Annotated in this window: 25 protein-coding genes and 4 pseudogenes; 15 read left to right on the top strand and 14 right to left on the bottom strand. The window is 60.2% G+C overall.

Going from position 1 to position 26,283, the window contains the following annotated elements; translation table 11 throughout:
* Nucleotides 1-39: 39 nt before the first annotated feature.
* Nucleotides 40-1,482, bottom strand: coding sequence for a metal-dependent hydrolase family protein (locus PWG15_RS28575; RefSeq protein ID WP_275024867.1), 1,443 nt, complete (start codon nt 1,480-1,482; stop codon nt 40-42).
* 133 nt (nt 1,483-1,615) lie between these two features.
* Here PWG15_RS28575 and PWG15_RS28570 point away from each other — a divergent pair.
* The 6 genes and pseudogenes from PWG15_RS28570 to PWG15_RS28545 form a co-directional block, all read left to right on the top strand.
* A pseudogene (locus tag PWG15_RS28570) lies at nt 1,616-1,753 on the top strand (DUF1194 domain-containing protein); the annotation flags it as partial.
* A gap of 992 nt (nt 1,754-2,745) precedes the next feature.
* Complete coding sequence (locus tag PWG15_RS36490; protein ID WP_342457074.1) at nt 2,746-2,940, top strand: sulfatase-like hydrolase/transferase; 195 nt, start codon at nt 2,746-2,748, stop codon at nt 2,938-2,940.
* A gap of 86 nt (nt 2,941-3,026) precedes the next feature.
* A complete protein-coding gene (locus PWG15_RS28560; protein ID WP_275024865.1) occupies nt 3,027-4,208 on the top strand; it encodes a M14 family metallopeptidase in 1,182 nt (393 codons plus the stop codon).
* Nucleotides 4,209-4,320: 112 nt separating this feature from the next.
* Nucleotides 4,321-4,626, top strand: coding sequence for a hypothetical protein (locus PWG15_RS28555; protein WP_275024864.1), 306 nt, complete (start codon nt 4,321-4,323; stop codon nt 4,624-4,626).
* A 513-nt stretch (nt 4,627-5,139) separates the two neighbouring features.
* The gene (locus PWG15_RS28550; protein ID WP_275024862.1) at nt 5,140-6,183 is read left to right on the top strand and encodes an IS110 family RNA-guided transposase; all 1,044 of its coding nucleotides are present in this window, start codon (nt 5,140-5,142) and stop codon (nt 6,181-6,183) included.
* A 211-nt stretch (nt 6,184-6,394) separates the two neighbouring features.
* Nucleotides 6,395-7,153, top strand: a pseudogene (locus PWG15_RS28545) (LysR family substrate-binding domain-containing protein).
* 29 nt (nt 7,154-7,182) lie between these two features.
* On the opposite strand, the gene PWG15_RS28540 reads toward PWG15_RS28545, so the two are convergent.
* The 4 genes and pseudogenes from PWG15_RS28540 to PWG15_RS28525 form a co-directional block, all read right to left on the bottom strand.
* A complete protein-coding gene (locus PWG15_RS28540) occupies nt 7,183-7,386 on the bottom strand; it encodes a cold-shock protein (protein ID WP_275027241.1) in 204 nt (67 codons plus the stop codon).
* Nucleotides 7,387-7,560: 174 nt separating this feature from the next.
* Nucleotides 7,561-7,974: pseudogene (locus PWG15_RS28535) on the bottom strand (2'-5' RNA ligase family protein); the annotation flags it as partial.
* A gap of 188 nt (nt 7,975-8,162) precedes the next feature.
* Nucleotides 8,163-8,912 (bottom strand): exonuclease domain-containing protein, encoded by a 750-nt coding sequence (locus tag PWG15_RS28530; protein ID WP_275027240.1) that lies wholly within the window; start codon nt 8,910-8,912, stop codon nt 8,163-8,165.
* A 132-nt stretch (nt 8,913-9,044) separates the two neighbouring features.
* Nucleotides 9,045-9,416, bottom strand: a complete 372-nt coding sequence (locus PWG15_RS28525) for a hypothetical protein (protein WP_275024861.1) — start codon at nt 9,414-9,416, stop codon at nt 9,045-9,047.
* A 435-nt stretch (nt 9,417-9,851) separates the two neighbouring features.
* Between PWG15_RS28525 and PWG15_RS28520 the strand changes: the two are divergent.
* A pseudogene (locus PWG15_RS28520) lies at nt 9,852-10,632 on the top strand (DUF1194 domain-containing protein).
* Nucleotides 10,633-10,726: 94 nt separating this feature from the next.
* Here the strand turns inward: PWG15_RS28520 and PWG15_RS28515 are convergent.
* The 6 genes from PWG15_RS28515 to PWG15_RS28490 form a co-directional block, all read right to left on the bottom strand.
* Nucleotides 10,727-11,749, bottom strand: coding sequence for a GlxA family transcriptional regulator (locus tag PWG15_RS28515; protein ID WP_425536775.1), 1,023 nt, complete (start codon nt 11,747-11,749; stop codon nt 10,727-10,729).
* Entirely contained in the window at nt 11,746-12,840 is a 1,095-nt protein-coding gene (locus PWG15_RS28510; protein WP_275024858.1) for an ABC transporter ATP-binding protein, read from the bottom strand. The genes PWG15_RS28515 and PWG15_RS28510 overlap by 4 nt, the downstream gene beginning before the upstream one ends.
* Nucleotides 12,837-13,664: an ABC transporter permease gene (locus tag PWG15_RS28505; protein ID WP_275024857.1), complete on the bottom strand. Its 828-nt coding sequence runs from the start codon at nt 13,662-13,664 to the stop codon at nt 12,837-12,839. Before PWG15_RS28505 ends, PWG15_RS28510 begins: the two co-directional genes overlap by 4 nt.
* Nucleotides 13,661-14,506 carry an ABC transporter permease gene (locus PWG15_RS28500; RefSeq protein ID WP_275024856.1) on the bottom strand — a complete coding sequence of 282 codons (846 nt, stop codon included), beginning with the start codon at nt 14,504-14,506 and terminating at the stop codon, nt 13,661-13,663. Before PWG15_RS28500 ends, PWG15_RS28505 begins: the two co-directional genes overlap by 4 nt.
* A 104-nt stretch (nt 14,507-14,610) precedes the next feature.
* Nucleotides 14,611-15,744: a polyamine ABC transporter substrate-binding protein gene (locus tag PWG15_RS28495; protein ID WP_275024854.1), complete on the bottom strand. Its 1,134-nt coding sequence runs from the start codon at nt 15,742-15,744 to the stop codon at nt 14,611-14,613.
* Between the two features lie 89 nt (nt 15,745-15,833).
* The gene (locus PWG15_RS28490; RefSeq protein WP_275024852.1) at nt 15,834-16,748 is read right to left on the bottom strand and encodes a LysR substrate-binding domain-containing protein; all 915 of its coding nucleotides are present in this window, start codon (nt 16,746-16,748) and stop codon (nt 15,834-15,836) included.
* Nucleotides 16,749-16,846: 98 nt separating this feature from the next.
* Between PWG15_RS28490 and PWG15_RS28485 the strand changes: the two genes are divergently transcribed.
* Nucleotides 16,847-17,632, top strand: a complete 786-nt coding sequence (locus PWG15_RS28485; protein ID WP_275024851.1) for a creatininase — start codon at nt 16,847-16,849, stop codon at nt 17,630-17,632.
* 67 nt (nt 17,633-17,699) lie between these two features.
* Here PWG15_RS28485 and PWG15_RS28480 read toward each other — a convergent pair whose 3' ends face one another.
* Nucleotides 17,700-18,914 (bottom strand): M24 family metallopeptidase, encoded by a 1,215-nt coding sequence (locus PWG15_RS28480; RefSeq protein ID WP_275024850.1) that lies wholly within the window; start codon nt 18,912-18,914, stop codon nt 17,700-17,702.
* A 140-nt stretch (nt 18,915-19,054) separates the two neighbouring features.
* On the opposite strand from PWG15_RS28480, the gene PWG15_RS28475 reads away from it, so the two are divergent.
* Nucleotides 19,055-19,303, top strand: coding sequence for a hypothetical protein (locus tag PWG15_RS28475; protein WP_342457076.1), 249 nt, complete (start codon nt 19,055-19,057; stop codon nt 19,301-19,303).
* Between the two features lie 29 nt (nt 19,304-19,332).
* Here PWG15_RS28475 and PWG15_RS28470 read toward each other — a convergent pair whose 3' ends face one another.
* The gene (locus PWG15_RS28470; protein WP_275024849.1) at nt 19,333-20,115 is read right to left on the bottom strand and encodes a pyrroline-5-carboxylate reductase; all 783 of its coding nucleotides are present in this window, start codon (nt 20,113-20,115) and stop codon (nt 19,333-19,335) included.
* A 2-nt stretch (nt 20,116-20,117) separates the two neighbouring features.
* Entirely contained in the window at nt 20,118-20,837 is a 720-nt protein-coding gene (locus tag PWG15_RS28465) for a GntR family transcriptional regulator (protein ID WP_057248657.1), read from the bottom strand.
* Nucleotides 20,838-21,036: 199 nt separating this feature from the next.
* On the opposite strand from PWG15_RS28465, the gene PWG15_RS28460 reads away from it, so the two are divergent.
* The 6 genes from PWG15_RS28460 to PWG15_RS28435 all read left to right on the top strand — a co-directional run bounded on the left by PWG15_RS28460 (nt 21,037) and on the right by PWG15_RS28435 (nt 26,277).
* The gene (locus PWG15_RS28460; RefSeq protein ID WP_275024848.1) at nt 21,037-21,867 is read left to right on the top strand and encodes a substrate-binding periplasmic protein; all 831 of its coding nucleotides are present in this window, start codon (nt 21,037-21,039) and stop codon (nt 21,865-21,867) included.
* 73 nt (nt 21,868-21,940) lie between these two features.
* Nucleotides 21,941-22,711 carry an amino acid ABC transporter ATP-binding protein gene (locus PWG15_RS28455; RefSeq protein WP_275024847.1) on the top strand — a complete coding sequence of 257 codons (771 nt, stop codon included), beginning with the start codon at nt 21,941-21,943 and terminating at the stop codon, nt 22,709-22,711.
* Nucleotides 22,712-22,722: 11 nt separating this feature from the next.
* Nucleotides 22,723-23,391, top strand: coding sequence for an amino acid ABC transporter permease (locus PWG15_RS28450; protein WP_275024846.1), 669 nt, complete (start codon nt 22,723-22,725; stop codon nt 23,389-23,391).
* 10 nt (nt 23,392-23,401) lie between these two features.
* Entirely contained in the window at nt 23,402-24,067 is a 666-nt protein-coding gene (locus tag PWG15_RS28445; protein WP_275024845.1) for an amino acid ABC transporter permease, read from the top strand.
* 35 nt (nt 24,068-24,102) lie between these two features.
* The gene (locus tag PWG15_RS28440) at nt 24,103-24,981 is read left to right on the top strand and encodes a dihydrodipicolinate synthase family protein (RefSeq protein ID WP_275024844.1); all 879 of its coding nucleotides are present in this window, start codon (nt 24,103-24,105) and stop codon (nt 24,979-24,981) included.
* Between the two features lie 63 nt (nt 24,982-25,044).
* Entirely contained in the window at nt 25,045-26,277 is a 1,233-nt protein-coding gene (locus PWG15_RS28435) for an NAD(P)/FAD-dependent oxidoreductase (RefSeq protein WP_275024843.1), read from the top strand.
* The last annotated feature ends 6 nt before the right edge of the window (nt 26,278-26,283 follow it).

Below are 26,283 nucleotides of genomic sequence, written 5' to 3'. Positions count from 1 at the left end.
GTCCGGCCGCTTTCTGCTGTAGCCGACGTGGCGGCCGGTCTAAAACGCTTTCTTATGAAGGACGCCGTCTTTCATGATGACCAAGAGCTTCCCCGCTGGATCTTCCAGGAGATGGATGTCATCGAGCGGATTGCCATCGATGACGAGTACGTCCGCGAATGCGCCTGCCTCGATGACGCCGATATTGCCGGGATAGGGGTTGCGAAGGTTGGAGAGCGCCAGCAATGCGGCGTTTCCGGAAGTCGCCATCTGTAGAATTTCCGCGTTTTTGTACCATTGGCTCAGGTGGGTCAGCATGATGTTTTGCCGTGGGCCGAGATCCGGAGAAAACAGGACGTCGGAGCCCCATGCTGTCTTGATGCCGTGCTTGCGCGCAAAATCAAAGATTTTCGGCGTGCCGGCAAAGATCTGCTGAACGCGTTCCAGTCCTGGCCCGCTTTGGGAAGCCGCGTCCGCCATCGTCAGGAAAGGCTGGGTGCTGAGCCAGACGTCCTTTTCAGCGATCATTTTCGCCGTGTCGTCGTCCATCAGATGAGCATGCTCGATGCAGGCCACTCCGCCGGCGAGCGCCCGCTGGATGGCCCTCGGCGTATAGGCGTGGACGGCGACATATGTGTTCCAGTCCTGCGCGACATCGACTGCGGCGCGAATTTCCTCTTCACTGAAGGTCGTCATATCAAGCGGGCTGCGCGGCGAGGAAACTCCACCACTTCCAACCAGCTTGACCTGGGCTGCGCCTCGCAGGAGTTGCTCGCGCACACGAAGCTTCAAGTCGTCGATACCGTCGACGATCGCCGAGCCGCCCATCAACTCGCTGGTGCTCAGCCTGTCGCCGTCGCGCGGTATTTCGGTTGGCAAACGCAGATCGCCGTGGCCACCTGAGGTCGTGATCATTGCCCCGGAAGGATAGATACGCGGACCTGGTATCAGCCCGTCATCAATCGCCTGCTTGAAAGAAAAGACCGGGCCGCCTAGATCGCGCACGGTTGTGAACCCGCGCGAAAGAGTGCGTTCTGCCTCCGCTGTCGAAGCGGCAAAGATGATCCCGGGATCGCCTGCCAAAAGGATATTTAATGGCACGGCCGCAAAGATCGTGTGCCAGTGCGCGTCAATCAGGCCCGGCATGAGGACGCCATCGCGGCAGTCGATAACAGTAGCGTCCGCTGGAGGAGGGCTGTTTGAACTGTCTATGGAGGCAATCTTGTTGTTCTCCACCAAGACCTGTCTGCCGATTTCCAACACACCGGATTTCCCGTCGAAAAGTCGAACCTGGCGAAACAAGATCCTGGAAGGGGCCATAGCAGCTCGCGCTACAGTCGGCGTTGACAGCGTTCCAGCGAGGGCCGCAGTGCCGATCAATCCCAGGAAGTCACGACGCGAGAAGCATTCTAGGCTACGGGAAACCGTCTGCAGGGCCGGGTTAAAGCAGTGACACCCAGTGCGGTGTTGGAGATGTTGGTATTTTTGACCGAAACGCAGCATGAGCTTGATCCTCAATCGATGAAGTCGTGCATGGTTTGCGCGGAGCGCGGTCGTCTTAGATGTCACAACAACAACTTAGAACTGTCCATGAATAATCAAGCCCTGGCCCGGTGAGCGAAAGCTCTGTTGATCTTTGCTCCAACAGTGTACCGGATGGTGGCCACCGCAGTGCATCCCGGATGTCGATGTGGCACTCGTGCGCGTGGTCGACATGTCTGGCTCAATGGACATGCGGGAGGCTCGTATGCAGCGTTCCGGCTACCTGAAGGCGTACGACGGCGGTTGCCCGCCGGTCCTTCTTCGCGAGCAAGGGGCAAGCTCCCCGTGGCTTGCAGTGTCTTTCCAAGCGCGATGTATGAAGCTTTGAAGAGCTGGGCGGAAAAGGCTTATCCGAAACTCATCCACGACAAGAGCCTCCCAAAGAACAGGCACTTCGCGCCCTGCGAACAGCCCGGCGTATATGATCTCGGAAATTCGTGGCGGCTTGAGGTCGCTGCACTAGGCCAAGCAACCGTTTAGAGACATATGCAGGCGCGCAGAGGTTACGCGCCTGCATGGACTCGCAGGCTTCTGGACCGCGTAACAGGAGGACATCAACCTTACTTTGCAAGGCAGGCGAATGTGAAGTCTCGCGCCAGGATGGTCGCGAGTTCGACTTGGTTCAAGGCGGAGGGATAGGACACATCCGTGCTGCCGGCTTTCGGTCGTCGAGTGGTAAGTACGCTTTACTACCCATGATCTGGACGCCCAGGGAGCGTCAAGAGCGGATACCTGGCCAGTGTGATCCGAGCGTCTCGATTGGGCAGGAAGCGGTCCGACCGGTTTTGGGAGGAACTCGTGAGAATGCAGACATTCAATCCGATGGGATCGAAGTTCTTGAGCTGACCCAACGTGGTCATTCGCTGCCCGTGCGCGCAGGTCCGCAGGAGGGTCGAACGCAGACGTCAGATAGCGACAAAGTTAGAAAATGGGTTACCATTCCTTGGCGCAGCCGGTGGAGGTCTGTGCATGAGCTGGATAAGGGGTATCCGCGCCGCAACGACTCTGGCTACCGGTCTTTGCGCATCCCAGTCGACGATGGCACAGGATGCCAAGCCCAACATATTATTCATCCTTGCGGACAACCGGTGCTACGAGGAACTGGGTTCTTATGGCGGAGGAGTAACGTGGCCACGCCGCGCCTGGATCGTCTGGCCAGCGAAGGGCTGCGCCTCACCAACGTGAGCATGGAGGGCGCAGTGCACGCCGAGTCGATCCGCGCTCATAACGGGATCCTTCGCCATCCGGTCCGGCACGCACTCCGTCCCGTTCGGCGGCGTCGCGGACGGTCTGACGCAATGGGAAGTCACAATAGGCGAGTCAGTGTCCGCGGCAGGCTATGCGACGGCGCTCTTCGGCAAATGGCATCTGGGCAGCGACAACGGCCGGTTCCCAAACGACCAGGGCTTTGACGAGTAGTATGGCATCCCCCGCACAACCGACGAGGCGCTCTGGCCGAGCGCCGTCAGTTACTCGGCCGACGTAACATCGCAAAGGAGTTCATCATGTCGGACAAACCAAATGAAGGCCTCGATCGCCGCGATTTCATGCTTGCATCCGTCGCGACGGTCGGCGCCGCAGCCGCCCTCGCGGCCAGTGCCGGCGCTGCGAAAGCTCAAGGTACGGCCGCATCGCCTGGCGGGACGGTCTATACCGGCGAAGTGATCCAGGGGAAGAAAGTCGTCAGCGCGCTCGACGTCAACGACCTGGAGCCCGGCAAGAAGCACCTTCTGTATTTTCAGGGTGTGCAGATGCCTACTGGGCAGCATTGGTATGTGTCCGTGACGGTCGCCAAGGGGGCAAAGCCGGGCAAGCGCGGCGTCCTGACCAGTGGCGTGCATGGCGACGAGATGAGCTCTGTGCATACGGTCCAGACCGTGATAAACCAACTTGATCCGGCTGAGATGTCGGGCACGGTGATGGCGGTCACGGACATATCCCGCCCTGCCCTGGAAAGCATGCAACGCAGATGGCCCAATCAAGGCAGGGGCATCGACCTGATCGACATGAACCGGGTGTGGCCCGGGAACGAGGACGACGTATTCGCGGCCAACCGGCACGCCGGGCTGCTGTTCAACAGGCTGCTGCGGCCGAACGCCGATTTCGCGATCGACTTCCATACCGGAACGACCGGATTCGAGGCCACCGCATTCAATATTGCCGAGATGGAAGTACCCGAGATCAAGGCGATGGTGGAACTCTACCCCATCGGCCAGATTTTCGACAATCCTACATATCCCAGTGTCCTGCATAACGCATTTGTCAGTGCGGGCATCCCGTCCTTCTGCCCGGAGATCGGCGCTGCCCGCCACTTGGACCTCGAGATGATTCCGCTGTTCGTGGAGGGGACGATGAACGTCCTCAAACATCATGGCATCGTCGCCGGACCCATGGGCCGCACGGGCAAGGACGTGACTGTCTTCATCGGCAACAGTGCCTTCCCAATCCTGGCCACCACGGGCGGGATCGTCGAGTACCTAGTCAAGCTCAACGACAAGGTCGCAGCCGGACAGAAGGTGGCCATCCAGCGCAACAGCTTCGGCGAGGTGGTTGCGGAGTATACGAGCGTCGTGGCCGGAGAGATGGCTGGCAAGCGCAGCGATGCAATGGCCGAGCCCGGTAACCCCTTGGCATTTATCCTATTCAACAGGCCGGAGCCGGGCGTCGGCGAGGTTTATCCGGAATGAGAACGTGGCGCCGATCTGGACGCGCTCGGCAGGCGCCGTGTCGAAGGACGGCCACAGCCCTGCAACCGGTGACGATTGCCCCACGAACAGCACGATGAACTCGGAGATTATCATGCGTCACCTTCTTCTCGCGTGCGTTGCCCTGGCTCTTGGCTTTGCAGTGCAAGTAGCTGTGCCGGCCACTGCTCAAGGCGTCACGATCAACATCAATATCGGCACCAGCCTCAACAATGGCCGCGCCGTCACCTGTCGCGAGGGCGAGCGTATCCTGCGCAGTCGCGGTTTCTGGGACATTCGACGCGTCGATTGCCGCGGGCGGTTTCTCGTCTATCGAGCCCGGCAAGGGGCAGGCCGGTTCGAAGTTGCCGTGGCTGCGCACAATGGCCGCGTCGTCGACCTTCGCCGCCTCGGAAGGTGATCATCCGGGCAATTATCCAGGCACAATGCATCCTTCACGGACGGCCGCGGGAGATGGTCTCCTGGTGCGCTCGGCCGGGTGGCCATGTCTTCAAGAACGCCGGGGAGTGAGGTCTTGGGGACACTCCTGAGTAAGCTTGCACGATCATTTTTCACCGCTGGGATACTGGCACGGACCCTCTCGACTGGCATCTGGGTTGTCGGGCTCCTGCTGTCGCGGCGGCGGGCGCTTGCTGAGACTCAGCACCTCAATGGCTGCTTGTGGCGCGATGCCTGCCTTCAGGAAGCGGCGAGGCCGATCTCAACGGCCGCCATGCCGGCGCAAACCTGCCGTCCCCGCGCAACGAATTGACAGTCCGCTTCGGGCCGCAGGGAGCTGTGACGCGGGCAGATGGGGTATTCGGCTCGAGGCTGAACCTCCGCTTTGAATAGGTAGAGGAGGGTGCTGCACCCCGAGCGATGATAGACGTGGTCATGTTCTACAACAGCCACAAGCATCGGAAAGGAGCGCAGCGTGAAACACTATAGCGGCCTGGATGTATCGGTCAAAGAAACGGCGGTCGGCATCGTTGATGAGGCAGGGCGTGTCTGTCGGGAAATGAAAGTCGTCAGCCACCCGGAGGACTTAATCGCCATTCTACAGGACACGAGGTGGAATTTTGAACGAGTTGGCCTGGAGGCAGGTCCACTATCGCAGTGGCTGTTTGAGGGGCTCGCCAAAGCGGGCCTACCAGTAATCTGTATCGAAACCCGTCATACCAAGGCCTTCCTCAACGCCCAGCCAAACAAGACCGATCGCAATGATGCTCGCGGTATAGCGCAAATGATGCGGGTTAATCTTTATCGACCGGTGCATGTCAAAACACTGACGAGCCAAAAGCGGCGCGCCTTGCTGACAGCGCGCAAGCTCCTGCAGGAGAAAGCAATCTCCATTGAGAATGACATACGGGGTCTTCTGCGTAACTTCGGTCTGAAGGTCGGAGCCGTTGGTGCGCTGAAGTTTGAGGAGCGGATCAGTGAACTCATTGGCGACATCGCTGATATCAAGGAGATCGTAGGGCCCCTGCTAGCGGCACGCGCGAAGCTCAGGCTCGAGTTCTCTCGACTGCATGGGAAGGTTCTGGACATCGCGCGCAACGACGCGACATGCCGACGGCTCATGACGGTTCCAGGAGTAGGACCGATTGTGGCTGTTGCCTTCAAGAGCACCATCGACATCCCTCAAAGGTTCAAGAACTCAAAGACAGTCGGCGCGGTCCTGGGGCTAACTCCGCGTTTGCATGAATCCGGAGAGAGCAAACGGATCGGCGGCATCTCCTGTTGTGGTGATGCAATGATGCGGACGCTCCTCCATGAGGCGGCACAAGTTCTTTTGTCCATCACAAAGAAGTGGTCGTGGCTGAAGGCTTGGGCGATGAGCGTGGCAAAGAGGCGAGGTCGGGCCAAGGCGATTACTGCGCTGGCCCGCAGGTTGGCCGTAATCATGCATCGCATGTGGAGCAACAACACACCGTTCTGCTGGACACGAGAAGAGCTGCCGAGCGCATCACACGGGTAAGCCAGGCAGCCTTCGTCAAGCGATTCCGCGGACAGCGGAGTGATGTCCCTCGCAGGACGGCGAATGAAGCAAGTTCGCACCTCCCCTGGTATCGATCGTCTCAGCGATCAGAACGCTACGGGCAGATTGATCTGCTTCATTCTTCTGACCCCATGTTGGGAGAGCTGAAACAGCTGATCCCGGAGAGAAGCGAGACCCTGCGATGGGATGAATCGACGAAAGCGGCGCAGCACTTGACGCCAGGACGCCGAATAGAGAAGGAGAGGTGTTCTACGATCGGGCGCTGCGGATCCTGGGCGATGTCGGATTGTCGATGGAGGTGGCGCGATCGGTTGCCGGCAAGGCGGCGAGGGCGATCAAGATCGGGACCGTCTTTCAGGCGACTATTGGCATGTTGCCGGCGTTTCTGTCTCGCATCGGTCGGAAGTTTCCTGATGGCGAACTGCATGTGACGAGTGGTTCGACTAGCGACATCATTCGCGGACTGGAAAGCGACCAGATCAATCTCGGCTTCATCCGTCCGGTCGAAAACATCGGATCCTTGCGATTCTTTTCGATCGCGCATGAGCGTTATCTGCTGGCGGTCGAAAAGACGAGCCGGCTGGCGTTTCTTAGCGAGATCGACATCGAGGATCTCCGCTCCGAGAAAATCATCGCCTTTTCCCGTCAGAACCTCTCCTATTCGGAACGCTATTTCTCCGAGATGTTCGAGACCCATGGGCTGACCGGCAACATCGCCTACAGCTGTGACGACACCTTCTCGCTGGTGTCGCTCGTCTCCGCTGGCCTTGGCATCGGCTTTGCACCGGAATGGACAAAGGATCTGCCGAATCGAAACTTCGAGCTTCGTCCGGTCAGGGACGTCGATCTGAAGATCGGGCTTGGGATTGCCTGGAACAAATAAGACCCAACCGCGTCTCGCGACGACATCATCGATATCGCCCGGTCGCTGGCGCGGCCGGGCAGGTGAGGGATGCAGCGATGGTAGTTCCGAGTCGTTCAGGCTGACCTGACGTTTTCGGCCTTCGATTTTCCGGTTTTGCGGTCCTGGCCAAGCTCGTAGCTGACCTTTTGGCCGTCGCGCAGTGAGGTTGCGCCTTCCAGCGCCGACACATGGACAAAAACGTCCGTTCCACCGTTGTCGGGCGTGATGAATCCAAAACCCTTGTCCTGGTTGAAAAATTTAACGGTACCGGTTGCCATAGTTATCCTCGTCAGCTGAGTGGTCTGCGTTTTGCGGCTGAACCTTATCCATCGCTGGACGTTGCGGCAATCGTGCACCGTTGCGAAACTGACCGTTCTTTCGAGCTGCCAAGGCCCGCCTAGATATCTCCAGAGGTCCAGGCCTTCCAGCATCACCGGATGCGGTTTGAAATCGTGCGTCAGTTGCTGGTGTAAAGTGTCTGCTACTGACCTCGAAACTTTGTTTTGGACGGTGACATGCGGCTGCCACCTCTGCATGTCCTGACCACCCAGCCATGGCATGAAAGCGGATCTTAGCTCTGCATAAACCTGCTCAAGCGCAAGGCTTCTTATCGTGAACGCGACGCCCGCGCCGAGATGGCAAACACTGGCTACCTCCGCTCGGATGTGGCTACGCTTGGTGGCAGTGGCCTGCAATTCTCCGGCGATCCGCTCGAGGTGTTCACCCGGCAGTCGATGAAACATCGTCAGGTGAGCCCGAAGGAAGTTTCGATCCGACGGAAAGTGCGCCTTTCTAAGGCGATCTAACGGTTCAAGGTCTGTTTCCGCGATCCGGGCGGTGAGGATGAGCGGTTTGCGGGTCTTCAAGCCAAAATCCTGTCGATGTTGGGCAGAGGCGGCGTGCTTTACGATGGCAGATGTGCAAACCAGGCTGCGTAGGGACTGTTCTTCACGAGATGGCTAAGATCCGCTTACCCGTCGTCCCACCAGATGGGGCGCGTTCACCAAGCGCTACCTTGGCATCGCCCATCATCTGCGTGACGCACGGGCCCCTCTCATAGCAAGGTTCGCTGCATTGGCTCGACGGCAGCGGTCGGTTCGAATTCACCTCGCCTTTGCAACTCGGTCTGAGCGCTGAAGCGGATATCGCTATCTCTATCGCGAAGAAATTCCGTGAGCGTCTCGGTGCTAAGACGATCCCAACCCTTCCCACGATCTGGCCCGGAGGGCACGCGCGGCAGCAGCCCCGGCTCAGCACTCCACGCCAGCAGCTGATCGAGCGATGTCGCGTTCAACAGGTCGCGCAGGTGATGGGCGGTGACATAGGCATCCGGCATGCCTCGATGGGCCGGCAGACCTATCTCGTGAACGAGCCCTTCGGGCATACGTTGGTAGCGAAGCATCTGGTTGGAAAATCGCGGCAGCTCGGGCCAAACCCGTAGGGCGCACTTCCAGGTACAGATCCAGGGTAAGCCGCCCGTGAGGCGAGGGGTGCAGTACCGTTGTTCGAAGGCCGCACGATGTGCGGCAAGAACGTCGATCCTGCCGGGCGGACGCAATACTCCGGGCGCGACATCTTTCCAGTAGGGCGCGCCGGAGACTTGCTCGTCGAGAATATGGTGGATGGCCATCGTGTCGGGCGAAATCGGTCGCCCGGGATTGACCATCAGTGCGCCACGTTCATCGTTGACGGCCCATCGTCCCTCTTCTTCGAGGATGACATCCTGCCACCCGATCTCGCAGACGTCATTCGGTCCGTTGCCGGCCGTTTCCAGATCGATGACGCGAACGCGGGATGTCGACACTGCTTGCTGTTCTTTCGTCCTATTGCGGTCGCCATGCTTTTGATGCGAGCCGGCCACGGGTTTCTCGCCGCCTGCTCGTCGAGGGTGTTTCGACCCTTGAAGCCGTCTGGTGATCGAGGCAGCGGCGTCAAATTATCTAGGGCAGCAAGGTATCGCCTGCCACTTCGAATGACGAGCGTTGAGCAAAGTCGAATTGCCGTCCACCACCAACCACAGCTCGTTGCCCAAGGACTGAACCGTCAGGGGTTTGCGTTTCTCCTGATTGCCTTTCGCCGCGGCCAACATGTGGCGATTGGCATTGACGATGCCTCTTTCGCGCGCACGCGCGTTGACCAACTGCTTGAGCGGAATAAGGAGGTGTGGTTGGCCAAGGTCGAAGTAAAGCGAAGGATCGTCCGGAAGCCGAGCGAGCGTGAAGGCGATATTCTGATCCAACTCGATCTCCACAACAGCGCCGTCGGGCCTGAGAGTGGGATACTTGAGCGACATTTCTTCAGTTTTCATTGAGTGCCTCTGGGAGACTTGTGATGCTGACGCTACAGCGAAGGATACTTCGATCGCTATGGGTTTGAAACGTGCGATCCGCTGACCGGCAGTCCTGTCCAGTTGAAGCATGGTGAGTTCATATCCAACGACCCAGCAACAGATCGTAGGCGACGGTTCGCTTCAAAGCGAAGATCTGGTGGTCGGCTACCGGCCCGGGGTGGCGCCGACCCAGAGTTCCACGTTCAAAGCCGTTCAATTGTGCCTGCTTTCGTTCGCGCGACACGGTGTCGTTTGGTTTTTCCCCAGTGGCGTGGAAGGCGAGGCCGGCCGCCCGGGCAGCGCGAGAACGCTGTCTAAGGAAAGCCGGCACCGATCGCTTGTCAGGAGCAGCAGCTAACACTGTCTGGCCACCTTGTGGTATCCTCCGGGATGACACCGTGAGGGGGCTCTGCGATGGTTCGCGTGCTGGTGTTGATCCTTGCTTTGACAGCGTACCCGATGGAGGCCACCGCAGCGCCTCCGGATGTCGATTTAGAACTCGTGCTGGCGGTCGACATGTCGGGCTCTATGGACGTGGCGGAGGCGCGGGTGCAGCGCCTCGGCTACCTAGACGCTCTCCGACACCCGGACTTCATCAATGCCATCAAAAGCGGCTATCTCGGCCGCATTGCCATCGGCTATTTTGAATGGGCAGGGTCGGTAGATGTATCGTCGGTCGTAGCCTGGCAGGTGATCGAAGACGCCAAAGATGCCGAAGCCTTCGCCGCTATGCTCGAAGCCCGCCCGATCGGTACGCGACACGGCACCTCGATCTCGAACGCAATCCTCTTCGGCATGAAATTGATTGAGTCCAACGGCCATTTCGGGGTGCGCCGCATCCTCGACCTCTCAGGCGACGGGCACAACAACGCGGGACTGCCTATCGCACTCGCTCGCGCTGATGCCTTGGCGCGCGGGATCGTTATCAACGGATTGGTGATGCTTATCAGGCCCACCAATTCCACCGTTCCGCTCGACCGATATTACGCAGAATGTGTCATCGGCGGTCACGGTTCATTCATGATTCCCGTGAGAGAGGCGAAGGGCTTTGCGAGCCGTGCGCCAGAAACTACTCATCGAAGTGAGTGGCCGCACGTCTGACTGGGCCCTGCGACCAGCCGCTGTAACTGCCCCGGTAGACTGCCGGGTCGGGGAGAGATACCCCAGCTTTCTCGAACCTGTTTTTCCGGAATGAACTACTAGCGAAACTCCGAGCGCCGCGTTGGGGCAGGCGAGTGATGGGAAAAACATCTCCATAAAACGCGGTGGGGCGCCGCGAACTGGCTCGATCACGTCGATTGCTGCGCTCTGAGCCGGCTCGGCGACTGGCCGTAGGCCTTTGCGAATATTCTCGAGAAGTGCCCGGCGCTCTCGAAGCCAACTTCGAGGGCGATCTCGATCAGCGATGCATCCGTCTGCGTGAGAAGATGCTTTGCGCGCTCCAGTCGAAACTTCCGGTAGACGAGGGCCGGCGACATCTTCGCCTTTTCCATGAACAGCCGCTCGAGCTGGCGTCGCGAAAGCCCGACCGACGAGGCTAGATCAGGGATCGAGAGCGTGTTTTCAGTATGCTGCTCCATGATGATGAGGGCAGCGTTCAAACGGGGATCATTGCTCTCGATTGCCAGCGGCTTTCGCGGTTGAACATGAAGTTGCGAGCGCGCCTTGTCGATCTGCAAGACCTCGAGCGCGTTCCGCTCCGCTTCCTTGCTGATATGAAGCCGCACGATATGGGCTGCCATGTCGGCAGCACTGCTGCCACCGGCACAGGATCCACGGCTGCGGTCCAGATTGAACAGGCGATCCGAGCGAACCTTGAGATCCGGAAAACGCTCACGGAACGCCTGGTAGTGCAGCCAGCTGACGCACACATTGTGTCCCGACATCAGGCCTGCATCAGCCAGGATGAAGGTGCCTGTGCAAAGGCCGATCAACGGAACTTTCCGCGCCGCCGCCTTCTTGAGGAAGCCGACCGTCTCGTCGTCAATCGGGCTTTCGCTGTTGAGCAGACCGCCGACCACAATGATGTAGTTGAATTGAACGGGGTCGACGAGGCCCGATGTCGGCGCCACCTGCACGCCGCAGCTCGAAGTGATCAGATGCCGCGTGTTGCCGAGCACCTGCCAGTCGGCGCGGATGCGGCCGGACTTGTCGAGTTCGTCGCTCGCAAGCCGGAGGGTGTCGACGAACAGGGCGAAGGCGGAAAGCGTGAACGACCGGGCAAGGATGAAGCCCACCCGGAGCAGGGGTCTGATCGGCGGCTTCGTCGGTGTCTGGTAGGCCGATCGCGGAAGGATGGTCCCGTGCATCATTCACCCGGCAGGATATGCGATGCGTCCGGCCGCCAGGACACCCAGACGCGTGCGCCGGGCTCGAAGTTGAGCCGGTCGAGTTCGTCGTGGCTCTTCTGCGCCTTGATTTCGATCTGGGCCAAGCCTTCGAGGTGAACCACGGCGGTGGCTCCGACGAATTCCTCGCCGACGACGGAGGCTTCCAGAGAGTTCCACTCCGCGGAGGGCCGTTCCCGGCTGAGATGAATGCGGTCGCTCGATATGGCGAAAGTCGCCTCGTCGCCCGCCGAGAGGTGTTTGGTGCCTCCGCCTGCCACCTGGAACTCACCCGCGGGCGTCGCGACCGTCATCGTGCCGGCATTTAGACTGGAAACCTTGCCCGGGAAGATGTTCGACGATCCCAGGAATTCGGCGACGAAGCGGGTGCGCGGGGTACGGTAGATCTCCTGGGGCGTACCGATCTGCTCGATCTTGCCGCGGCTCATGATCACCACGCGGTCTGCCATGGAGAAGGCCTCGGATTGACTGTGGGTGACATAGACGAAGGTGATCCCGAGTTCGCGCTGCAGATTGGAAAGGACGGTCTGCATCCGGACCTTGAGATGGGCGTCGAGCGCCGAGAGCGGTTCGTCGAGCAGTAGGATCTCCGGTTCGGTGACCAGCGAGCGGGCGAGCGCCACGCGCTGGCGCTGGCCGCCGGAGAGATGCGCCACATTGCGGTCGGCGAATTCCGATATCTGCATGCGATCGAGCCACTTCTCGACACGCTCGCGGCGCTCGGCCTTGGGCACACCGCGCATGCGAAGACTGAACTCGACATTTTCACAGACCGTGAGGAAGGGGAATAGCGCCAGGCTCTGCCACACCATCGGTGTGTCGCGCTGCCAGGTGGGCAGGTCGTTGATGCGCTTTCCGGCGAGGCGGATTTCGCCTTCGCTTGGCGTTTCTAGCCCGGCCAGCATCCGGAGCGTCGTAGTCTTGCCGCAGCCGGAAGAGCCCATGATGGCGAGGAATTCGCCCTTGCGGATCTCAAGATTGATCGGGCTGACGGCGGTGAACTTGCCGTAGCGCTTGGCGACACCGTCGAAAGTGACGAGAGGCTGCTGGGTCATGCGCTGCTTGCTCCGTTGGTGGCCGCGGAAGGCGCGTTGCTGCGTTTCACGATGAGCATCTGGGCGAGAATCACCAGCGTGATCGAGGCGACGAAGACGAAGGTGCCGATGACGTTGATGCGGGGACTGACCTGGCCCTGGAGGAAGCCGAGGACCTTGACAGGCAGCGTCTCATTGAGACCGGAGACGAACCAGGAAACGGCGAATTCATCGAAGGAAACCGCCATGGTGATCATGAGCGAGGCAAAGATGGCCGGTTTGCAGAAGGGGATGATGACATGGCGCATCGCCATCCATTCTGACGCGCCGAGGTTCCAGGCTGCGGCTTCAAGTGACGGGTCCATTTGAGAGAGACGCAGCCGGGTGATGGCCATGGCGAAAGGCGCGCACATCACGACATGGGCAATGATGACCGAGTGGATCGCGCCCGACAGGCTTATGTTGGAGAGGAAAGCCAGCATGGCGAGGCCGAGGATGACGACTGGAATGGTCGGCGGTAGCATGGCGAGCGCGACATAAACCGTCTTGCCGAAAAAACTATAGCGGAAATCCGTGTAGGCGGCGCCGAAGCCGAGCACTGTCGAGAGTGCTGAGACCAAGACGCCGACGATCAGCGTGTTGAGCAGGCCTTCGAAAACCAGTGGATCGTTGGCGACCGCCTCGTACCAGACGGTGGAGAAGCCGCCGAGAGGGAGCGAGGGAAAGCGGTCGATATTGAACGAGAAGACGAAGCTTGCCGCGATAGGCGCGAAGATGAAGGCAAGCGCCAGCGCGATGTAGGTCTTCAGCGCCCAGTCGATGGCGATGTTGCGGTCATGGGTCATCTTCCGCGCTCCCTGTAGGCAATGCGAACGGCGGCGAAGGCGACGGCGAGCAGGGTTGCGATCATGGCCAGCGCGATCACGGCGGCCCGGGGCCATTGCTGGCCGGACTTGGTCGTGTCGGTGATCAGAATCGACAGCGTTGGGGGATCGCCGCCTCCGAGATAGAGCGGGCTTACGAAATCGCCGAAGGTGAGGATGAAACAGAAGAGGGCCGCCACCACCAGCCCAACCTTACCGGCGGGGATGATGACTTCAAAGACCGTCCGCAACCGGCCGCAGCGCAGGTTATGGGCCGCCTCGATCAGGTTTCGGTCGACGAAGACCAGGCTGAAGAGTTGGAGCAGGATGACGAGAGGCAAGCTGAGCGTGAGATAGCCGACCATCTGGCCGAAGACGGAGTTGAGCATGCCGTAAGGGCCGAGGCCTATCTTGGCAAAGAGCGCGTTGAAGATGCCGTTGTCGGAGAGGAAGATCTGCCAGGAATAGATGCGGACCAGGTAGCTGGTGAAGAAGGGCAAGACCATCAGGAAAACGATCCAGCGCCGCGCCTGTTCCGAGAGCTTGAAGGCGATCGCATAGGCGCAGGGAAAGGCGATCGCGCTGGTGATGATCGCCGTCGAGGCCGAAAGTAACAGTGTCCGGACATAGGCATCCCAGAAGACGCCGCGGCTCAGAACATGTGACCAGTTGCTGAAGACGAAGGCCGGCTCCATGCGAAAATTCCGCACGGTCCAAAAGCTAAGTGCCACAAGGAAGACGAGCGGCGTCAGGAAGAAGACGAGTTGCCAGAGCAGCAGCGGCACTGAAAAGGCCATGCCGTAGAGCGTGATCGATTTCCGCATGCGTGGAGCCCTCGGACGGGAGGTGTACGCCGGCCGCTTCCGGGCGTGGTCTGGCTCGGGAGCGGGCAATGCGCCCGGTCCCAGAGCCGCGGCGAGCGAGGGTCTCATGCGCCCTTGTACCCGGACCAGAAGTCGTTCCAGTCCTCCAGGCTCTGCTGGATCGGCAGCTGGCGATACTGGATCCGGCCAGAGCGGATGAGGTCCATAACATTGCTCTGGCCGAGCAGCATGCCCTGACGCTTGGCCTCGTCGGGCGTTTCCTTTGCCAATAGTTCCCAACCCTTGCGGCTAGGAATCAACGCCGGGTAGGCCGACATGTTGGCCGATTTCACCTGGCCCTTGGCCGAGGTGATATACTGGATCCACTTCTTCGCGATGTCGGCCTTGGCAGAGCCCTTGCCGATCGAGAAGCTTTCGGTCCATTGCAAGCCGCCTTCCTCAGGGATGATGCTGCGGACTTTGCCGCCATTCTTTTCCAGCGTGCCGGTGATCCAGTCACCGATGCCTGCCATGGCCAGCATCTGACCATTCTGGAGCGAAGAGAAAGTGCCACCATAATCGAAGAAGCCTCCAATCTGCGCCCTCAGCGTCGCCATCTTGGCCTGAAGCTTGCCCCACGCGGCTTCGTCGATATCAAAGGGAGATTTATTGCCGTCCAACAGGCTGATCTGGCCGAGATTGGGCAGATGCCAGTCAAAATGGCCGACCTTGCCCTTGAGCTTCTCGTCCCAGAAGACGCTGTAACTCATGGCCCGCTTCTCGGTGATCGCCTCGGTGTTGTAGGCGACGCCGAGGAAGCCGAAGCGGGTCAGGATCGAATAAAGCTTGCCGTCCAGCCAATGACCGGCAAACTGCTGGAACTCGGGGAAGTAGTCGTCGAACGGATAGTCCTTCGGGTCAAGTTCCTCGATGTAGCCGGCGACATTGAGCTGCTGCACGTACTCGGCATCAGAGAGAATGATGTCGTAGGTACCGGGAGGGGACTGGGCGATCAGGCCCATCATGTTGTCACCGCCGGTATAATATTTCGGCTTGAACTTGACGTTGTGTTCGGCCTCGAATTCAGACACCACATCGGGCTCGGCATGGCCGTACCACGCCAGCATATTGATTTCAGTTGGGGCCGCAAATGCGCGGCGATTGAGCAATGGTGTAGCGAGCACGGCTCCGCCGATGGCGACGGACGTCCTCAGAAAACGGCGTCTTGTGGTCGAGAGTGTCGCTATATCTTTGGTCATGGCGTTCCCCTTTTCTGTTGTTTAGGGAAGGCTATGCACCGTCATTCCATTTGAAAAATTAATTGTCGTAATTTGGGTATTTGGGAAGCTTATTGATGGACGAGTTGCGCAGGTCTGCGGGTCGGATCTCCTGAAACGCCTGCTTCGTCGAGCCGCGCGATGACATGGTTGACCAACCTTATGCCGGCGTCGGAGAGTCGCGGATGCTTGTAGAAGAGTCCGACGCGGATTTCCGCCATTGGCGGAAATCCGTCATCCTCTGTCAGCGCGCGCATGCCGGAAAGCATGGTGTAGCGTGTCAGCGCGCTGACCCCGAGCCCATTGACGACGGCATTCTGCAGGCCTGCGATGCCCGGTCCCGTATAGGCGATGCGCCAGCGCACCTGTGCGGCATCCAGCGCCTGGATCATCCGCGTGCGATAGGCGCAGCCCTCAGGGTGTGCTGCGAGCGGCACGCCTTTGGTCGTGTCGAGGCTGTCATTGTCAGCACCAGCCCAGATCGGTCTCTCGATCCATGATCGCGAGAGATATTGCGTGTGTTCGCTATTGGCCATGGCAACGACGATATCAAGTTCGTCGGCATGCAAGCGTTCGAGGATTTCGGCACTCCAGCCGCAATACAGCTCGAGAGAGGTCTCCGGATGCTGGCGGGTATATTCGGTGATCACGCCCTGAAGAAAGGCGACTGCATAGTCGTTGGGAAGGCCGATACGAAGCACGCCTGAGATCTTCGACCGGTTGAAGTAGGAAGCGGCTTCGTCGTTGAGCCGCAAGATTTCCCGCGCATAGCTCAACAGCATCTCGCCCTCAGAGGTCAAAAGCAGCGAGCGCCCGACCTGCTTCACGAGCGGCGCGCCGACCAACTCCTCAAGCCGCCGCATCTGCAGAGAGACCGCCGGCTGGGTGCGGCCCAGCGCGTCGCCGGCCTTGGTATAGGCGCCGAGGTCGATCACAGAGACGAAGGTACGCAGCAGGTCGGTCTGAAAGTTGACGATATTCCGCATCGGATTTGCATTCCTTATGCAGCGATCACGAATATAAATTTCCCATATCATTGGGTGAGGCTCAAATCAAAGCTCCCAATCCGAGGAAGGAGCTTGCCATGCCTGAACACAGTGTCTTCGCCGCCGAACTATCCTGGCCCAATTATGATGCCCGCGTGAGGGACGGATCGACGCCGATCCTGCTTCCTGTCGGCTCCATGGAGCAGCACGGTTGCCATATGCCGATGAATGTCGACGTGCTGCTGCCGGTGGAATTCGCCCGTCGGGTGGCTGGACCGACCGGCGCCCTCGTCGCGCCGCCCTTCACCTATGGCTACAAGTCGCACCAGAAATCCGGTGGCGGCAATCATCTACCAGGCACGACCAGCCTTGACGGCGCGACGCTTGTTGCTGCGCTGCGCGACGTGATCAAGGAATTCGCACGCCACGGCGTGCGCAAGATCTGCCTGGTCAACGGCCATTTCGAAAATTCCTGGTTCATCATTGAAAGCATCGACCTGGCGCTACGCGAGCTCAGATGGGGCGGAATCGACGACATGAAGATCGTCGTGCTCTCCTATTGGGACTTCGTTGACAAGGCGACGATCGCGCGTCTCTATCCCAACGGTTTCACCGGCTGGGATCTCGAACATGGCGGCGTGTTGGAGACCTCGTTGATGCTGGCGCTCTATCCGCAGCAGGTGATGTTGGAATGCGCGGTCGATCATCCGCCCGCAAGCTTCCCGCCTTATGATGTCTATCCCGCCAAACCGGAATGGACCCCGTTTTGCGGCACGCTGTCCTCGCCGAAGGAAGCGTCTGCCGAAAAGGGCGAGATCCTGCTTGAGGTTTGCGTGGAAGGCATCGTCAAGGCGCTTGAAACCGAATTTCCACGCAAACCTTGACGTGAAAGATGGCGGGGAAGGCAAAGCCGACCCCCGCCAACAATGACGCCTACAGGGGAATGCAGCGTCAGTTCCTGACGACGTTGTGCTCAGGGCCGAAGGGGAAGCCAGTGATATTCTCGGCGCCGTCCTCTTTGACGATCAGGATATCATGCTCGCGATAGCCGCCTGCGCCCGGCATGCCCTCGGGCAGCATGACCATCGGTTCCATCGACACGACCATGCCAGGCTCCAGCACCGTCTCGATGTCTTCGCGCAGCTCGACGCCCGCCTCGCGGCCATAATAGTGGCTGAGTACGCCGAAGGAATGGCCGTAACCGAAGGAGCGGTATTTCAGGAGATCCCATTCGCGATACATCTCGTTGAGCTCGACGGCGATATCCTTGCAGCGCGCTCCCGGCTTGATCAGTTCTAGGCCGCGGCGGTGAACGGCGACGTTCTTCTCCCAGATGGCGAGGCTGGCGTCGTCCACATGGTCGCAGAACAGCGTGCGCTCGAGCGCTGTGTAGTAGCCGAAGATCATCGGAAAGGTGTTAAGCGAGAGGATATCGCCGGATCGGACCCTGCGATTGGTGACCGGGTTATGTGCGCCGTCGGTGTTGATGCCCGACTGGAACCAGGTCCAGGTGTCCATCAGCTCGACATAGGGGAAGGTGTTGGCGATCTCGCGGGTCATGGCGTTGGTCGTGGCGATCGCAACCTCGTGCTCCGGTACGCCAGCCTTGATGGCCGCCACGCAGGCGGCGCCGCCGATATCGCAGATGCGGGTGCCATGGCGGATCAGTGTCTGCTCCTCCTGTGACTTGATCGTCCGCATCCACATCGAGGGCTGCCCGACATCGACAAATTCGACACCGGGCAGCGCCTCTTCCAGCTGGCGGCGGAAATCGAGATTGACGTTATCGAACTCGATGCCGATGCGCTTCGCACCTTGGGTCAAATGCCGCGCGGCGCGGTAGAAGTTGTCGCGGCGCCAGTCGGTATAGGTGATGTTGTCGCCAAAGCTGCGGCGCCAGGGCTGGCCGCCGTCGATGCCGGCGGAGATCGTGGTGGCATTGTCATGGTCGACTACCATGCCGTACTTGCGGCCGAAATAGCAGTAGAGCCAGCCAGAATAGTAGTTGATGCAATGGTAGGAAGTCAGCAGCGTCGCATCTACGTTGTTCTCCGCCATCCAGCCGCGCAGTTCGTTCTGCCGGCGGCTCATTTCCTCGGTCGAGAAGGGGGAAAACTCCTTTTCGCCATTATGCCATTTCATCACGTGCAACATATCGTCGGTCATCGGGCTTTCCTCCTGCGAATGGATGAGACAGCTCGAAGCTAATGGCGACGATCACATTTCAGAAATTTATTCAGCTGATGTTGAAATAAGCGCGACTTATTTCGCCCAAAACATCAGCGCGCTTTCGCGGTAGAACCGCGATGGTCGTCTTCAAGCCCCGCCGTTCGAGCTCTTGGAATGCTTGTCACTGGCCGACGCAGTCCATCGAGCGAGCGCTTGATGGGATCCTCGTGCCAGAACGTTTGATACGGCGCGAGCGCTTTGGCGATCTGCGCGGGCGCTTCGATCCGACGGTGCAGCCGCTCTGGCTGCTCTGGGTTGAATCGGCCGCAAACGGCACGCGACCCGGCTCGGTAGAAGTTGATCGAGTGCTTACCAACGTCGGCTAGGGCAAGGTAACGCTTGGCCAAGCGCGCCATCAACGATTGATGCGTTCGAGCACTCTGTCGAGCGCGCGCGTAAGCGCATCTGTTCCGCCCGTCTTGTCGAAGTCCCGAAACACCTGTTCGTTCAGGCCGCCCTTGGTGGCAAACTCGCGGCTCATCTCGACGAAATCGACCTTTGGGCCGGCGAGAAGTGCGGCTTCGGAAAGGCCGGCAAACAGCGGCGCGAGATAGGCGCGGCCTTTTTCTTCCGGCAGGCCATTTTGGGCGAGCCATTCGGTCGTGCGGTGCATGATGCCGAAATAGGTGGCCATCAAGGCGCTGGCTGCGGCGAGAAGGTCATATTCCGCTTTGGTCTCGCATTCGACGGCGTTGCCGAGCACGTCGAAGATCGCGGCCGTCTCTGCGTCCGCCGGGAAGACGGCAGTGACACCCTTGCGGCGGGCAACGAAAGGCAACGGGATCGCCTGGGTGAGATGCACACCTGGGCCGATCCATGCGAGGAGCGTTGGCCTGTCGGTTGCCGCGATCACACTGATGACCTTCTGGCCATCGCGAAACTTTAGGGGACGAACAACGTCCTCGGCGACTTGCGGGCGGATCGCCAACACGACCGTGTCACAGCCATCGACGATCGCCTGGTTATCAGCCGATACGCGTACGCGCGGGAATTCGGAGGCAAGCTTGGCCGAAATATCCGCGCCGCGTTGAGACACGATGATCTGTGGTCCGGCGGCAGGCTCGACGAGAAGGCCGCGCACCATCGCATCCGTGATGGTGCCGGTGCCGATAAAGCCGATTGTTTCGGGAAAAGGCATGACTATTCCGCCGCCGCCAGCGGACCAAACGACACCTCGGTGGTGTAGTTTTCGCGCAGGAAGGCGATGAAATTGTCCTGGAACTGGCGGGTGTGGGCATGCGCCAGCTCGTCGGCACGCTCGACATCCTTGGCGCGGATCGCCTCCAGCATCAATTCGTGCTCGTCGGTCAGAAGGTAGCCGTCACCGGTGCGCTCCAGGTATTCGAAATGGAGGTGGAGCATGCGTTGGCCCTGGTTCAGGAGCCGCTCGTAGAACGACGCCAGATAGCCGTTCTTGCCCGCATAGGCGACCGCCATGTGAAACTGCTTGTTGGCCTCCGACATCTTCAAGTGAATGCCGGTTTTGACCGCTATTTCGAATTCCTTCTGACGCTTCGCGATGATCTTCAGGTCCGCCTCGGTGCGCAACGCGGCGGCGAGCCGCGTGTTCATGCGCTGGGCGACGTCGAGCGCCTCGACATATTTTGGAAAGCTCGCCACCTCGATGGGAGCGACGATCGTGCTGCGGTTCGAAAGCGTGACCACCAGATCCTCGCCGGCAAGCCGGATCAGGGCCTCGCGCACAGGTGACCGTGACATGTCGAAGCGTTCGGCGAGCGTCATCTCGTCGAGCAACTGGCCCGGCGGCAGGGTCAGTGCAAGGATCTCATTGCGCAGCGTGTCGTAGACGCTTTTCCAGCCCGTCCCGCGCACCCGTTTCATTTCAATTTCGTCAGACACTTAGGTCCCTTTCAGTCTCTCCCGGTCATTGGGCCAGAAAAATCGGCACGCAGCAATCGTAAACTTTCCGCTTGACTTTGTCGACACGGAGACGACATAGTTTCATCAGTCGACACGGAGCCGACAAGAAAACACTAAGAACGGCCGAAGCCGACAGGTGGAACCGCGCGTCTCACGCGCTCAAAATTGGGGAATGCACATGCTTAGAAATGTGATGACGTCTGCTCTGCGGGCGACGGCCGCGCTCGCCCTGACGGTCGGGCTTTCGACCACGGCAATGGCCGAGACGGCCGAAGGATACTGGCAGGCTGTGCAAAAGAGCGGCACGCTGCGCTGCGGCGCCGCTGTTGCGCCGCCCTATGTGATGCGCGATCCGGCAAGCGGTGAATACTCCGGCTTCTTTGCCGACCTTTGCCGCGAATTCGCCGAAGTACTGCAGGTGAAGCCCGAATTCGTCGACACGACCTGGGACAACATCGTTGCCGGCCTCCAGGCCGGAAAATGGGACGTGTCGCTGGCGCTGAACCGTACATCGGCCCGCGCCATGGCTGTCCAGTTCTCGGTCCCGGCGATGGAGTACCAGATCTCGCTTGCCTACAATAAGGACAACCCGAAGATCCCATCGAGTGCGGCTTCAGTTGCCGACATCGACAAGGCGGACGTCACGCTTGCCGTCATGTCCGGCACGGCCCAGGACAAGGCGATTTCCGCCGCAGTCAAGACAGCGACGATCCTGCGCCTGCCGACCAACGACGAAACGCGCCTTGCGGTCGTTTCGCGTCGTGCCGACATCCTGGTCGATGCCTCCGACACAAACCAGCTTTTCACCCAGTCGAACCCCGACTGGGCGGTCGCGCTCAATCCGGCGCCGGCGCTCGCCAAGCAGGGCGTCGCGTTCGGATTGCCGCATCAACTTTCGGCGTCAGATGTCGAAGTGGTCAACATCTTCCTCGAGGAGCGGGTCGCGACCGGCCACGTGGATGCCCTGATCAAGAAGGCCGTGGATGACGTCCTGAAGGCCGGCAACTGAGCCCGGTCACCGAGCATATGGAGCCGCCGGTGGCGGCTCCCCTTCCGGGACCCTGAGGTGGAGAGTTTGGACGATGTCGGATAGTGCCGCGCTGGTTAAGATCGAAGGACTACACAAGAGCTACGGCGGCGTCGTGAAGGTGCTGCAGGGCCTGGACATCGAGATGAAGGCGGGCGACCGCGTTGTCGTCATCGGCCCGTCCGGCGGCGGAAAGTCCACGCTGCTACGCGTACTGATGGGGCTCGAACAGATCGACAGCGGCTCCGTCGTCTTCGGCGGAAAGCCCTACATCTCTGCCAATGGCAGCGGCAAGACCGCAATTGATGCCAAGGTTCGCCGCTCGATCGGTATGGTTTTCCAGCACTACACGTTGTTTCCGCATCTCGACGTGATCGGTAACCTGATCCTTGCGCCGATGAAGGTCAGGGGAGAGAAGAAGACTGAGGCTGAGGCGAGAGCGATGGCTCTGCTGACGCGTTTCGGTCTTGCGCAGAAGGCGAATTTCTACCCGGCGCAGCTTTCAGGCGGGCAGAAGCAGCGTGTCGCCATTGCCCGTGCCCTCATGCTTGATCCGAAGCTCATGCTGTTTGATGAGGTCACATCCGCGCTTGATCCTGAGCTCGTGGCCGAAGTCGAGCAAGTGATCCTGCAGCTGGCCAACCAGCAGATGCCGATGGTGATCGTGACCCACGACATGTGGTTCGCCAAGAACATCGCGTCGCGCGTCATCTTTTGCGCCGGCGGCGTGGTCGTCGAGGACGGACCTCCAGAACAGGTGCTCGGCTCACCCAAGGAAGAGCGGACACGCGAGTTCATCGAGCGGGTCTTCCACATCAAGCACTAAAGGGGCGAACGATGAACTACAGTTTCGACTTCGCGTCCGTCTTTCGCAATTTCGGACCGCTCTGGGATGGCCTCTTCGTCACCATCGAGTTGACGATCGCCGCCAATGCCATCGGACTGACCTTCGGCTTCGTTCTGGCATTGCTCGTGATGAGCCGCTCGCCGCTGGTCCGGCTACCGGTCACGCTCTTCATCGAGTTCTTCCGTTGCACGCCGGCGATCATCCAGGTCGTCTGGTTCTTCTACTGCGTGCCCATGCTCTTCAACGTGTTCCTCGGATCGGTGACGATGGGCATCATGGCGCTCGGGCTCAATCTCGCGGCATTCAACGCGGAGGCCTATCGTGCGGCAATCCAGGCGGTGCCAAGGGAGCAACTGGACGCTGGCGTGGCGCTCGGCCTCACTCCGTTCCAGCGGGTGCTCTACATCGTGCTTCCGACGGCGGTCCGCAACTCGATACCGGTTCTCCTGACCAACGGGATCAGCATCTTTCAGCAAAGCGCGCTGGTCGCAATCGTTGCCGTCCAGGACCTGATGTACCAGGGCAAGTCCTTGGCCACGCAGACTTACCGTCCGATCGAGACCTTCACGATCGTCGCGCTCTTCTATTTCGCCGTGTCGTTCCCGGTTTCCCAGATCGTTGGCTATCTGGAACGCCGCCGCGAAGCCCTGGCAAGCTGAGGAGACAACGATGACCTTCAACTTTGCCGTGGTCTTCAAGTTCCAGGAGGCTCTTCTTCTCGGCCTCTGGATGACGCTCAAGCTGACCCTGATCTGCATTGTGCTTGGCTGTGCTCTTGGCTTCGTCCTCGCACTTGCAAGAACGTCGAAGAATGCCATCCTGCGAGGCGTCTCAAGCGTCTATGTCGAGTTTTTCCGTGGCACGCCGGTGCTCGTGCAACTCTTCTGGATCTTCTTCTGTCTGCCGCTGATCCTCGACGTTGAGTTGTCCAACATGACGTCCGGCGTGATTGCGCTGACGCTCTATATGGGTGCAATCAGCAGCGAGACGTTCCGGGCTTCGCTCAAATCCGTGGGTCGCGAGCAGCTCGATGCCTGCGTAGCGCTCGGGCTTTCCTCCTTTGCGCGCACCACCAGTGTCATCCTTCCGCAGGCTGTGCTGCGCGCCGTGCCGACGCTGCTGTCAAACTGCGTCAGTCTTTTCAAGGAAAGCGCGCTCGTCTCGGCGGTCGGCATGGCCGATCTCATGTTTGTTGGCCAGAACATCTCCAACAACACCGCCCGGCCGATCGAAGTGCTGACGATCGTTGCCCTCATCTATTTCGCCATCGCCTTTCCGTTGACGCGCGCCGTCACGATCATCGAGCGACGCATCCTCAAACGGCTGGCCGTCTGATGCCACCCTTCAATCCCACGAACGGAGACACTCCCATGAAACTCTCAGGCGTCATGCCCGCCCTCGTCACCCCCTTCGATCGCCAAGGCAAGATCGACTTTGGGGCGTTCGCAAAGCATCTCAACAATCTCAGGGCGGCGGGCGTCACGGGTTGGGTACCCTGCGGTTCCTCGGGCGAATACAGCTTCATGTCCGATGAAGAGCGCGATGAGGTGCTGAAGTTCGTCAAGGAATTCGCCAAGCCCGGCGAAATCCTGATCGCCGGCACCAATGCGCCATCGACTGCCGGGGTCATTGCCAACACGCTTCGCGCCAAGGCGATGGGCTACGACGCCGTGCTTCTCGCAACGCCTTTCTATACGAAGCCCACCCAAGCCGAGCTGGTGGCGCACTTCAAGGCCGTCCTTGAGGCGACCGACATGAATATCGTGCTCTACAGCTATCCGGACAAGGATGGCGTGGAGCTTGGCTGGGAGGTTCTCGACGCGCTCGCCGACGACCCGCGCATCATCGGCATCAAGGAAAGCTCCGGCTCGCTTCAGCGCGCCATCGGCATTGCGACCCGCTACGAGGGACGCATCCAGCTGGTTTCCGGGTCGGACGACATCGCGCTCGATTTCATGATCTGGGGCGCCGAGAGCTGGATTTGTGGTCCGGCCAACTGCATGGCCAAGGCCGTCTGCGACCTCGACCGGACCTTCAAGTCCGGTGATCTCGCCAAGGCCAAGAAGCAGATGGCGACGCTCTACAAGGCGATGAACATCCTGGAATCCGGCAAGTTTGTGCAGAAGCTCAAATACGGTTGCGAAGTGCAGGGCACCCCGGTCGGCGAATGCCGCGCACCGCTCGGGGCGCTGACCGACGAGGAGAAGGCTGAATTCCGTGCCGCCATGGAGCCGATCCTCAATTGGTAAGCGAGTGCGGCCGAGCGGACGTCCGGCCGCCATCCAACGAAAACGAGCAGGAGCAGGGCTAGCATGACCACCGTGGTTGTCGGCGCAGGCATCATCGGTACGACCATCGCCTACGAACTGCAAAAGCGGGGGCGGCGAGTGATCTTGCTCGACAAGGGCGAGGTTGGGCGCGGCGCATCCTATGGCAACATGGCATCGATCGCCGTGACGGAGTTCATGCCGGCATCGCGCCCGTCGGTCTGGAAGCAGATCCCAGGCTGGATGCTTGATCCGGAGGGCCCTGTGCGTGTCCGCCCGGGATACATGCCCAGATTGCTGCCCTGGTTCGCGCGCTTTGTCGCCGCCTCGCGACCGGCCAAGCTTCGACAGTTGGAGGCCCAGGGTGCCGCGCTCTGCAGGCGCGTCTACGACGACCTCCTGCCTCTCTTGCGCGAGACCGGGCTGGAAGGCGAATTGACGGAAGAGGGCTGTCTGTCGCTCTACAGCAACGAAGCGGAGTTCCGCGCCGACCGCGAACACATCGAAATCCTCGAACGTTTCGACTTTCCGCATCGGCGTTTGACGGGTTCGGAGGCACGCGAGCTGGAGCCGGAGCTGTCGGACGGGATCGGCATCGCCGTACTCTTTCCGCAGAACCGGAGCCTGCGCGACCCGTTCCGCCTGGTCACGAGCCTTGAGCAAAGGTTCACCACACTCGGTGGCGAATTCCGTCGCGGCGCCGTCGCCGGCTTCGAACGGTCCGACCGCATCACGGCCGTCCGGCTCATCGGCGGAGAACCGATCGCCGCCGATGAGGTCGTGATTTGCGCCGGTGCCCATAGCGGACTGCTGTCGAAAATGCTGGGCGAACCGATGCCGCTTGAAACCGAGCGTGGCTATCATACCCAGATCATGGCTCCCGGCGTTTCCATGCGCCACTCAATCATCTGGCCAGCCCGCGCCTTCATGGTGACGCCGACGGCAGGCGGTATCCGTGTCGGCGGCACGGTCGAGATGGCAGGCCTTGATGCAGCACCCGACTATCGCCGCTCGAAGATCACCGTGCGGCGGGCGCAAACGGCATTGCCGAACCTGCGCTGCGAGAACTTTACCGAGTGGATGGGCCATCGTCCGGCGTTTCCGGACACCGTGCCTGTCATGTCGGCCTCGGGCAAAACACCCGGCGTCTTTTACGCCACCGGCCACGGTCATCTGGGGGTCACCTACGCGGCAACGACCGCACGCCTGATGGGCGACCTCATCACCGGCCACACGCCGCCCATCGACATGCGTCCCTATCGTGTCGACCGCTTCTGACGCGCG

It is taken from the genome of Ensifer adhaerens, assembly GCF_028993555.1.
In the GTDB taxonomy this organism is placed as follows: Bacteria; Pseudomonadota; Alphaproteobacteria; order Rhizobiales; family Rhizobiaceae; genus Ensifer; species Ensifer adhaerens_I.
This window is presented reverse-complemented; position numbering and strand designations above follow the sequence as displayed.

Excerpts from the sequence above, each read along its gene's own strand:
- PWG15_RS28575 (WP_275024867.1), bottom strand. The coding sequence starts at position 1,482 with ATGCTGCGTTTCGGTCAAAAATACCAACATCTCCAACACCGCACTGGG.
- PWG15_RS28445 (WP_275024845.1), top strand. The coding sequence starts at position 23,402 with ATGACCTTCAACTTTGCCGTGGTCTTCAAGTTCCAGGAGGCTCTTCTT.
- PWG15_RS28440 (WP_275024844.1), top strand. The coding sequence starts at position 24,103 with ATGAAACTCTCAGGCGTCATGCCCGCCCTCGTCACCCCCTTCGATCGC.
- PWG15_RS28505 (WP_275024857.1), bottom strand. The coding sequence starts at position 13,664 with ATGACCCATGACCGCAACATCGCCATCGACTGGGCGCTGAAGACCTAC.
- PWG15_RS28455 (WP_275024847.1), top strand. The coding sequence starts at position 21,941 with ATGTCGGATAGTGCCGCGCTGGTTAAGATCGAAGGACTACACAAGAGC.
- PWG15_RS28500 (WP_275024856.1), bottom strand. The coding sequence starts at position 14,506 with ATGCGGAAATCGATCACGCTCTACGGCATGGCCTTTTCAGTGCCGCTG.
- PWG15_RS28450 (WP_275024846.1), top strand. The coding sequence starts at position 22,723 with ATGAACTACAGTTTCGACTTCGCGTCCGTCTTTCGCAATTTCGGACCG.
- PWG15_RS28460 (WP_275024848.1), top strand. The coding sequence starts at position 21,037 with ATGCTTAGAAATGTGATGACGTCTGCTCTGCGGGCGACGGCCGCGCTC.
- PWG15_RS28560 (WP_275024865.1), top strand. The coding sequence starts at position 3,027 with ATGTCGGACAAACCAAATGAAGGCCTCGATCGCCGCGATTTCATGCTT.
- PWG15_RS28495 (WP_275024854.1), bottom strand. The coding sequence starts at position 15,744 with ATGACCAAAGATATAGCGACACTCTCGACCACAAGACGCCGTTTTCTG.
- PWG15_RS28485 (WP_275024851.1), top strand. The coding sequence starts at position 16,847 with ATGCCTGAACACAGTGTCTTCGCCGCCGAACTATCCTGGCCCAATTAT.
- PWG15_RS28540 (WP_275027241.1), bottom strand. The coding sequence starts at position 7,386 with ATGGCAACCGGTACCGTTAAATTTTTCAACCAGGACAAGGGTTTTGGA.
- PWG15_RS28515 (WP_425536775.1), bottom strand. The coding sequence starts at position 11,749 with ATGATGCACGGGACCATCCTTCCGCGATCGGCCTACCAGACACCGACG.
- PWG15_RS28555 (WP_275024864.1), top strand. The coding sequence starts at position 4,321 with ATGCGTCACCTTCTTCTCGCGTGCGTTGCCCTGGCTCTTGGCTTTGCA.
- PWG15_RS28475 (WP_342457076.1), top strand. The coding sequence starts at position 19,055 with ATGGTCGTCTTCAAGCCCCGCCGTTCGAGCTCTTGGAATGCTTGTCAC.
- PWG15_RS28525 (WP_275024861.1), bottom strand. The coding sequence starts at position 9,416 with ATGAAAACTGAAGAAATGTCGCTCAAGTATCCCACTCTCAGGCCCGAC.
- PWG15_RS28480 (WP_275024850.1), bottom strand. The coding sequence starts at position 18,914 with ATGACCGACGATATGTTGCACGTGATGAAATGGCATAATGGCGAAAAG.
- PWG15_RS28510 (WP_275024858.1), bottom strand. The coding sequence starts at position 12,840 with ATGACCCAGCAGCCTCTCGTCACTTTCGACGGTGTCGCCAAGCGCTAC.
- PWG15_RS28435 (WP_275024843.1), top strand. The coding sequence starts at position 25,045 with ATGACCACCGTGGTTGTCGGCGCAGGCATCATCGGTACGACCATCGCC.
- PWG15_RS28490 (WP_275024852.1), bottom strand. The coding sequence starts at position 16,748 with ATGCGGAATATCGTCAACTTTCAGACCGACCTGCTGCGTACCTTCGTC.
- PWG15_RS28470 (WP_275024849.1), bottom strand. The coding sequence starts at position 20,115 with ATGCCTTTTCCCGAAACAATCGGCTTTATCGGCACCGGCACCATCACG.